Annotated in this window: 4 protein-coding genes and 3 pseudogenes; all 7 read left to right on the top strand. The window is 43.2% G+C overall.

What is annotated here, in order from left to right:
* Positions 1-165: 165 nt before the first annotated feature.
* The 7 genes and pseudogenes from tig (at position 166) to DXA15_RS04485 (ending at position 10,060) form a co-directional block, all read left to right on the top strand.
* Positions 166-1,518, top strand: coding sequence for a trigger factor (gene tig / locus DXA15_RS04515; RefSeq protein WP_128133260.1), 1,353 nt, complete (start codon positions 166-168; stop codon positions 1,516-1,518).
* 190 nt (positions 1,519-1,708) lie between these two features.
* Complete coding sequence (gene clpP / locus DXA15_RS04510; RefSeq protein ID WP_009859577.1) at positions 1,709-2,377, top strand: ATP-dependent Clp endopeptidase proteolytic subunit ClpP; 669 nt, start codon at positions 1,709-1,711, stop codon at positions 2,375-2,377.
* 62 nt (positions 2,378-2,439) lie between these two features.
* Positions 2,440-3,668, top strand: a pseudogene (clpX, locus tag DXA15_RS04505) (ATP-dependent Clp protease ATP-binding subunit ClpX).
* Positions 3,669-3,696: 28 nt separating this feature from the next.
* A pseudogene (recQ, locus tag DXA15_RS04500) lies at positions 3,697-5,879 on the top strand (DNA helicase RecQ).
* Positions 5,880-6,018: 139 nt separating this feature from the next.
* A pseudogene (gene guaB / locus DXA15_RS04495) lies at positions 6,019-7,493 on the top strand (IMP dehydrogenase).
* Between the two features lie 109 nt (positions 7,494-7,602).
* The gene (locus DXA15_RS04490) at positions 7,603-9,192 is read left to right on the top strand and encodes a peptidylprolyl isomerase (protein WP_128133259.1); all 1,590 of its coding nucleotides are present in this window, start codon (positions 7,603-7,605) and stop codon (positions 9,190-9,192) included.
* 13 nt (positions 9,193-9,205) lie between these two features.
* A complete protein-coding gene (locus tag DXA15_RS04485) occupies positions 9,206-10,060 on the top strand; it encodes a peptidyl-prolyl cis-trans isomerase (RefSeq protein ID WP_128133258.1) in 855 nt (284 codons plus the stop codon).
* Positions 10,061-10,075 lie beyond the last annotated feature (15 nt).

Raw genomic sequence — 10,075 nt, 5'->3', positions numbered from 1 at the left:
TACATTTATTTTAGAAATACAAGATTTTAGGTTGAAAAAATTAATATGTGTCTAATTTTGGCTTACTTATAACAAATTAAGTAAACAATTTGCGAGATTAAAAGAATAACTCTAATTTTGCAGCCTAAAATTCGATACGACTATTAATTAAATAAATCATTCAGAATGAACGTTTCGCTTAAGAACATTGATGCCGTTAGCGGTATTGTGAAATTAGAAATAGTGAAGGCTGACTATGCTGAACAGGTTGAAAAGAGCCTGCGCAACTTCCGTCAGAAAGCAAATGTACCGGGTTTCCGTAAGGGAATGGTACCGATGAGTATGGTGAAAAAGATGTATGGAAAACATGTACTGGTTGAAGAAGTCAACAAGTTGGTTTCCGAAAATCTGTTCAAATATATCAACGAGAATAAGTTGAACGTTTTAGGCGAACCGATGCCTAACGAAACAGAACAACAGCCTATTAATTTCGATACACAGGAAGATTTCGAATTTTGTTTTGACGTAGCTTTGGCTCCGGAAATCAAAATCGAACTGAGTAAGGGCGACAAGCTTCCTTATTATCAGGTTGCCATCGATGAAGAGATGTTGAACCAGCAGGTTGACGCTTATACTGCAAACTTCGGATCTTATGACACTGCTGAAGAAGTAGAAGAAAAAGACCTGGTTAAAGGTACTATTGCCGAACTTGAAAACGGTTCTCCGAAAGAAGGTGGTATCGTTGTGGAAGATGCAGTGCTGATGCCTTCTTATCTGAAGGATGAAGCTGAAAAAGCTAAATTCATCGGTGCAAAAGCTAACACTGTAATCGTGTTCAACCCGAATAAGGCTTACGAAGGTGCTGAAGCAGAGATCGCTTCTTTGCTGAAGGTTGACAAAGAAGCTGTTGCCGGTCTTACCGGAGATTTCAGCTTCGAGATTAAAGAAATCACACGTCATAAAAAGGCAGAACTGAACCAGGAATTGTTCGACAAAGTATTCGGTGAAGGTGTTGTTTCCAGCGAAGAAGAATTCAAGAATAAGATTAAGGATGCATTGGCAGAACAGTTCACTCCTCAGAGCGACTTCAAGTTCCTGTTGGATGCCCGTGAAGTATTGGTACAGAAAGCAGGCGAACTGAAGTTTGCCGACGACCTGTTGAAACGTTGGTTGCTGGCTGCAAATGAAAAGAATACAGCTGAAAAACTGGATGAAGAGTATCCGAAGATTATCGAAGACCTGAAATACCAGTTGATCAAAGAAAACCTGGTGAAAGGCAATAACCTGAAGGTAGAAGATGCAGATATTGAAAACTTTGCAAAACGTGTGGCAAAAGCTCAGTTTGCACAGTACGGCATGCTTTCTGTTCCTGAAGATGTATTGGCCAACTATGCAAAAGATATGTTGAAAAACAAACAGACTTTACAGAATGTTATCGACCGTGCAGTAGAAGAAAAATTGGCTGCCTGGTTGAAAGAACAGGTAGAACTGGACGTAAAAGAAGTTTCAGTAGAAGAGTTCAACAAACTCTTTGAATAATATTATTCTTCAGAAATCGTAGTATTTACTAAGGTTTCAGCAAGAAAAAGGGGTTCCTCTCTAAAAAATATCTTAGCGGATAGCAAATAAGTTGTTTCTTTCAGAAATTTATTTATAACTTTGTTATTCCGATAAGTCAGAGGGAAATCCCTTTTTTTATGACTTTCGGTTATACAATAAACAGTAAACTATGGACGATTTTAGAAAGTATGCAACAAAGCATTTGCGGATGAACAGTAATGCGCTGGATAGTTATATGAATATCACCAGCAGTTATATTTCTCCGACAATTATTGAAGAGCGCCAGCTGAATGTTGCGCAGATGGACGTGTTTTCCCGTTTGATGATGGATCGTATTATCTTCCTGGGAACACAGGTCGACGATTATTCGGCCAATGTGATTCAGGCGCAATTATTATATCTGGATTCCAGCGATCCCGGCAAGGATATATCTATTTATATTAATTCGCCGGGCGGTTCGGTATATGCAGGTTATGGTATTTATGATACCATGCAGTTTATCGGATGTGATGTTTCTACTATCTGTACAGGTATGGCCGCTTCTTTTGCCGCCGTATTGCTGGTAGCCGGAACTAAGGGCAAACGTATGGCTTTGCCGCATTCTCGCGTGATGATCCACCAACCTCTGGGCGGTGTACAGGGACAAGCTTCGGATATCGAGATCACTGCTCGTGAAATCCTGAAGGTAAAGAAAGAACTGTATACTATTATTTCAACTCACTCAGGAAAACCTTATGAAGAGGTAGAACGCGATAGCGATCGCGACTACTGGATGACTGCCGAAGAAGCGAAAGCTTATGGAATGGTAGACGAGATCCTGGTCCGTAATAGTAAATAACAAACATAGAGACAAGGCCTTTGCGCCTTGTCTTTTTCGACAAATAAATAAACAAAATATCTATGGCCAAAACAGGCGACGTTTGTACGTTTTGTGGAAGAAGCAGTCGGGACGTTAATATGCTGATAAATGGGATATCCGGTGCCATCTGTGATGAATGCGCACAGCAAGCGTATGAAATTGTAAAAGAACAACAACCTGCCAGGAAAAGTTCTCTGGGACTTGACCAGGCGGAACTGCCGAAACCGGAGGATATAAAAAACTTTCTGGATCAATATGTGATCGGACAGGATGACGCCAAGCGTTACCTTTCTGTTTCGGTGTATAACCATTACAAACGATTACTCCAGAAAGTCACTTCGGATGACGTGGAGATCGAGAAATCTAATATTATTATGGTCGGCGCAACCGGTACGGGAAAAACCCTGCTGGCTCGTACGATCGCAAAATTACTGCATGTGCCGTTTGCTATCGTGGATGCTACGGTACTGACCGAAGCCGGTTATGTGGGAGAAGATATTGAAAGTATTCTGACCCGTCTGTTGCAGGCTGCCGATTACGACGTGGATGCAGCTCAGCGGGGAATTGTATTTATTGATGAGATAGATAAGATCGCGCGTAAAAGTGACAATCCGTCTATAACCCGTGATGTAAGTGGAGAAGGAGTACAGCAGGGTTTGCTGAAGCTGTTGGAAGGTTCGATCGTAAACGTACCTCCCCAGGGCGGAAGAAAGCATCCGGAACAGAAAATGATAGCGGTAGATACTAAAAATATTCTTTTTGTCTGTGGCGGAGCGTTTGACGGTATCGAGAAGAAAATTGCACAACGTCTGAACACTCGTGTTGTGGGATATTCTGCCAGCAAGGATACTGCTCAGGTGGACAGGAATAACTTCCTGAAATACATTACGCCAACCGACCTGAAGTCGTTCGGGCTGATTCCGGAGATCATCGGCCGTCTGCCTATTCTGACTTATCTGAACCCGCTTGACCGGAGCACGCTTCGCAGCATTCTGACAGAGCCGAAGAATTCGATCATCAAGCAGTATATCAAATTGTTTGAGATGGATTCCATTAACTGACGTTTGATGAAGATGTTTACGAATATATTGTAGATAAAGCTTTGGTATTTAAGCTGGGAGCCCGTGGCCTGCGTTCGATCGTAGAGGCTATCATGATGGATGCTATGTTCAGCATGCCGTCTGACAAGAAAAAGAAACTCCATGTTACTTTGGAGTATGCGAAGGAGAAGTTTGAAAAATCAGATGTAAACCGTTTGCAGATAGCGTAATGCCTGCGGTTTGTAAAATATAATAAGTATGGCGAAGAAGGATAATTTAACTGAACATTTAAAGACTCATTTTGGTTTTGATACCTTTAAAGGGAATCAGAAAGCAATCATTGAAAATGTGCTGGCCGGGAATGATACCTTTGTGTTGATGCCCACCGGCGGAGGGAAGTCCCTCTGTTACCAGTTGCCTTCTATTATGATGGAAGGTACTGCGATCGTTATATCTCCCCTGATTGCTTTGATGAAGAACCAGGTGGATGCCATGCGTAATTTTAGTGAAGAAGACGGAGTCGCTCATTTTATTAACTCTTCACTGAATAAGTCGGCGATCGACCAGGTGAAGGCTGATATAATGGCTGGCCGCACGAAATTATTGTATGTTGCTCCTGAGTCGCTGACAAAAGAGGAGAATGTCGAATTTTTGCGCAATGTGAATATTTCGTTTTATGCAGTAGATGAGGCGCATTGTATTTCAGAATGGGGACATGATTTCCGTCCGGAATATCGCCGGATACGTCCTATCATCAATGAAATAGGTAAGCGTCCGCTGATTGCGCTGACAGCAACAGCCACTCCGAAAGTTCAGCACGATATCCAGAAAAACCTGGGTATGATTGATGCCTCAGTTTTCAAATCCTCCTTTAACCGTTCTAATTTATATTACGAAGTTCGTCCGAAGGATGAAAATGTAGACCGCGAGATCATTAAATATATTAAGGCCAACGAAGGTAAATCGGGTATTGTCTATTGTTTGAGCCGCAAGAAGGTGGAAGAGTTTGCCGATATTCTGAAAGCGAACGGAATCAAAGCGCTTGCGTATCATGCCGGAATGGATTCAGGGCAACGGTCGGCCAATCAGGATGCGTTCCTGTTGGAAAAAGCTGACGTTATCGTGGCTACTATCGCATTCGGTATGGGTATCGATAAGCCGGACGTACGTTATGTCATTCATTATGATATCCCGAAGAGCCTCGAAGGTTATTACCAGGAAACAGGTCGTGCCGGCCGTGATGGTGGCGAAGGCCAGTGTATTGCCTTTTATGCATACAAAGATTTGCAGAAGCTGGAGAAATTTATGCAGGGTAAGCCTGTAGCGGAACAGGAAATCGGTAAGCAACTGTTGCTGAAACAGCGGCTTATGCCGAAACTTCCGTATGCCGTCGTAAAGTCTTGTTGCATTATTTCGGTGAGGAATACCTGGAAGAAAATTGTGGAAATTGTGATAATTGTTTGAACCCCAAAAAGCAAGTGGAAGCGAAAGAATTATTGAGTGCGGTACTTGAAGTGATAAGTACTTTGAAAGAAAAATTTAAGGCAGATTATATTGTCAACATGTTGGTCGGTAATGAGACCTCCGAAATTCAATCTTACAAACACAATGAACTGGAAGTCTTCGGTTCGGGAACGGATGAAGACGACAAGACCTGGAACGCAGTGATCCGTCAGGCGCTGATTGCCGGTTATCTGACAAAGGATATCGAGAACTATGGCCTGCTGAAAATCTCTCCGAAGGGAAAAGATTTCATGAAGAAGCCGGTGTCTTTCAAAATAACGAAGGATAACGAGTTTGAGGAAGAGGAAGAATCAGAAGTGCCGGTACGTGGCGGAGCAACCTGTGCGGTTGACCCGGTTCTTTATTCTATGATGAAGGATTTGCGTAAGAAGCTGTCCAAGCGATTGGAAGTTCCTCCTTTTGTGATTTTCCAGGACCCGTCGCTTGAGGCGATGGCTACCACTTATCCGGTGACTCTGGATGAGTTGCAGAATATTCCCGGTGTCGGTGCCGGTAAGGCAAAACGTTACGGACAGGAATTCATTACATTGATCAAAAAACACGTAGAAGAAAATGAGATCGAACGTCCGGAAGACTTGCGTGTTCGTACGGTTGCAAACAAGTCGAAACTGAAAGTCTCCATTATCCAGCGTATCGACCGCAAAGTCGCCCTGGATGAGATAGCGTTGACAAACGGTCTTGAATTTAACGAACTGCTGGATGAGATCGAAGCGATCGTTTATTCGGGAACACGTATCAATATCGATTACTTTGTAAACGATGTGATGGATGAAGATCATGTGGAAGATATCTATGAATATTTCAAAGATTCCGAAACGGATGATCTGGAAGATGCGATCGAAGAGTTGGGTGGTGATTATACGGAAGAAGAGATCCGTCTGGTACGTATAAAATTCTTATCGGAAATGGCAAATTAATAATATGCCGATAAGGTTAATATGCCAATATGCCAATAGAGATAATATATCGTTGTTTTTTTATTGGCACATTGGCATATTGTTTTATTGGCATATTATTCGTATATTTGCGCGCAATAATTTTTAAAGCATACGTTTTATGTCATTTATTGCAGACAGGTTAGTTATGGACGGATTAACATTCGATGATGTATTGTTGATCCCCGCTTACTCAGAAGTTCTTCCCCGAAATGTCGACCTTACGACAAAGTTTTCACGAAACATTACATTGAATATCCCGATGGTATCGGCCGCTATGGATACGGTTACCGAGGCAAAGATGGCAATTGCTATTGCCCGCGAAGGTGGTATCGGTGTTATTCATAAGAACATGACGATTGCAGAACAGGCTAAGCAGGTTCAAAGCGTTAAGCGTGCTGAAAACGGAATGATCTATGATCCCGTAACAATCACGAAGGGAAAACGTGTGGCCGATGCGTTGGCTATGATGGCAGAATATAAGATCGGCGGTATACCTGTTGTGGATGAAGGCGGTTATCTGGTCGGAATTGTAACCAACCGTGACCTTCGTTTTGAAAGAGACATGAACCGTTCGATCGACGAGGTGATGACGAAGGAAAACCTGGTCGTAACGGATCAGTCTACAGACCTGGAAGCGGCAGCCAGATCCTTCAGCAACACAAGATTGAAAAGCTGCCGGTGGTGGACAGCCATAATAAGTTGATCGGGCTTGTTACCTATAAAGACATCACTAAAGCAAAAGATAAACCTTCTGCCTGCAAAGATGCCAAAGGCCGTTTGCGTGTGGCAGCCGGTGTGGGTGTGACATTCAATACATTTGAACGTGTGGCTGCATTGGTAGAGGCTGGTGCCGATGCCTTGGTTATCGACACGGCTCACGGACATTCCAAAGGTGTGGTCGATGTGTTGAAACAAATTAAGGCACAGTATCCGGGTATCGATTGCGTGGTTGGTAATATTGCTACGGGCGATGCTGCCAGATATCTGGCGGATGCCGGAGCAGATGCCGTTAAGGTAGGAATCGGACCGGGTTCTATCTGTACGACCCGTGTTATTGCCGGAGTCGGTGTCCCCCAGTTGTCTGCAATCTATGATGTTGCAAAAGCATTGAAGGGTACAGGTATTCCTCTGATTGCCGACGGCGGACTGCGTTATTCCGGTGATATCGTGAAGGCGATTGCTGCCGGCGGATCATCCGTGATGATGGGTTCCTTGCTGGCCGGAGTGGAAGAATCACCGGGTGAAACGATCATTTTCAACGGACGCAAGTTTAAATCCTATCGTGGTATGGGATCGCTGGAAGCGATGCAGAAAGGATCGAAAGATCGTTATTTCCAGGATGTGGAAGATGATGTGAAGAAACTTGTGCCGGAAGGTATTGCCGCGCGTGTTCCTTATAAAGGTTCTTTATTCGAGGTGATCTACCAGATGGTTGGCGGGTTGCGTGCCGGTATGGGATATTGCGGAGCGCATAATATTGAAGAACTGCATCAGGCTAAATTCACCCGCATTACCAATGCCGGTGTACAGGAAAGTCATCCGCATGACGTGGCAATTACACAGGAAGCACCCAATTATAGCCGTGGCGAATAATAAATGTGCATAAATCCCGTTATATAAAAAACACTAATTTAATTGGATAGCATACTTTTTGGGGATGCTATCCGTTAGATTAGTGTTATTTTTGTAATGTGTACGTAGTATGATAAACGGAATTTTGATGAAAAAGTTGCTTGTATTATCTTTAGTATTCGTTTGTTTAACCGGAGAAGCCGCTAATAAGGCTGATTCTGTGGTGATGACTGTGGCCGGAAAACAGGTATCTCTGGATGAATTTGTTTTTATGGCCAGAAAGAATGGTGAAGTTAATTTATCTGATCGCAAATCATTGGAAAATTATGTGGAACTGTATAAAAACTTTAAGTTGAAAGTTGTCGATGCAGAAACCGCCGGTCTTGACAAGACAAAAGATTTTACCAATGAACTGGAAGGATACCGCGCTCAGCTGACATCAAGTTACTTATCTGACAGAGACGGGGAAGAAGCAGCTCTCCGTGTGGAATATGACCGTCTGGGCGAAGTACTGGAATTGAGTCATATTTTATTCCGTCTGCCGGGGAAGACTCTTTCAAGGGATACGCTCGCTGTTTATGAAAAGGCGATGAAGGTCTATGAACGTATAAAAAACGGGGAAGACATGGCAACCGTTGGTCAGGAGCTGGCAAAGCAGGATTCTACCAAACAGACCGGATATGAATATGCACGTTGCCTGTTGCCTATGCAGACGATAAAAGCGTTCGAGAATTATGCTTATTCTATGAAACCGGGTGAATTATCCATGCCGGTACGTACTACGCTGGGATATCATATTATTAAACTACATAGCCGCAAACCCAATCCGGGGATGCGCCGTGTTGCCCATATTCTGATCCCTTTCCAGAAAGATTCGGTAACCCGTAGTGATAGTGAAACGTTGGCTTTGGCTGAAGAGGTTTATCAGAAGATACAGGATGGAGCAGACTTCGGACAGTTAGCAGAAGAAAACTCTTCGGATGCCGCTTCTGCGCGCAAAGGGGGAGAACTTCCCTGGTTTGGTGTCGGAGAAATGGTGGAACCTTTTGAAAAAGGCGCGTTTGCTTTAAATACTCCGGGTGAAGTGTCTGAACCCGTTAAAACACGGTTCGGTTATCATATTATCAAATTACTCGACAAGGGAGGCATCCCATCTTTTGAAGAAAAAAAGAAATCATGGTCTCGTGTGATGGCACAGGGTGAACGTAATTTCGAATATTATAAGGCGTTCGATGAACGTATGAAAAAAGAGTATGGTTATGTGTTCTATCCGGAGGCTTATGCTGAACTGGTCGCTTTGTGTAATGACCATTTCCCTTCCGACAAGGACTTCTACGAAAAGGCCAAGGATATGAATAAGACATTGATCCATCTGGTGGATACGGATTTCCCACAGAGCGAATTCGCTTATTATATCCAGCGTTGTCCGTTCTCGACAAAAACGTATGCCGGTGATTTTATGCAGGAAGTGTTCGATCTGTTCATTCGTGATATTGTAACGACAACCGAGCGCAAGAATCTGGAAACTAAGCATCCTGAATTTACACATCTGATGCAGGAATATCGGGATGGTATCCTGTTGTTCAATATCAGTAATCAGAAAGTGTGGAGCAAGCCAGCTGCTGAACAGCCGGAGTTGGAAAAAGCCTGGTTGCAGGAGCTGAATAAGGAATATCCTGTTACGATTAACTGGAAATTGTTGAAAAAACTAAAGAAATAAGAAAGAGAAGGTTATGAAGTATTGCTTCATTTTTATAGCATTCGTATCTTTGCTGTGTTCTTGTAAGCGAACCCAGCAAACCGACGATGCGGATGTGCTGGTAAGAGTGAAGGACCGGACGTTAAAACGTTCGGAAGTGGTTAGTCTGATTCCGCGGGGGACGTCCTCTGCGGATAGTTTGTTGTTAGCCGAAAGCTTTGTAAAGAAATGGGTGAAAGATGCCCTGGTTTACGAAGTTGCCCAGCGAAACCTGGGGGACGAAAAGGAAGAGGTCGACAAGCTGGTAGAAGAATACCGCCACTCGCTGATTCGTTACCGTTATCAGGAGCGCCTGATCAAAGAGAAATTGTCGGCTGATATCCGCGAAAGCGATAAGCTGAACTATTATGAGGAGAATCAGAAAAAGTTTACACTCGATAAAGCCCTGATCAAGGGACTTTTCCTGAAAATACCGGTGGATGCCCCCGGTTTGTCGGAGGTAAAAGGGTGGTACAAATCGACTTCTGAAGCCTCTTTAGAAAAAATTGAGAAGTATAGTGTGCAAAATGCCACTATTTATGACTACTTTTACGACAAATGGGTGGACTTTGACGAGGTGATGGATAATATACCTGTTCATGTATCCAACCCAAACGCTTATCTGAAGGCGAATAAGTTTGTGGAAGTGGCTGATAGTAGTTACTGTTATCTGCTGAATATCAAAGAGTATCTGCCGGAAGGAAGCGTGGCTCCCTATGATTATGCGAGTTCGCAAATCACGGAGATGCTGATCAATCAGCGGAAAGTAGATTTTTTGAAGACGTTTGAAGAAGAATTATATAAAGATGGAATCAGAGGAGGTGATGTAAAGTTTTTTACTGAACCGTAATTTGTAACTTATAAA

This window comes from Parabacteroides sp. AM58-2XD (genome assembly GCF_003463685.1).
Lineage (GTDB): Bacteria > Bacteroidota > Bacteroidia > Bacteroidales > Tannerellaceae > Parabacteroides > Parabacteroides segnis.
This window is presented reverse-complemented; position numbering and strand designations above follow the sequence as displayed.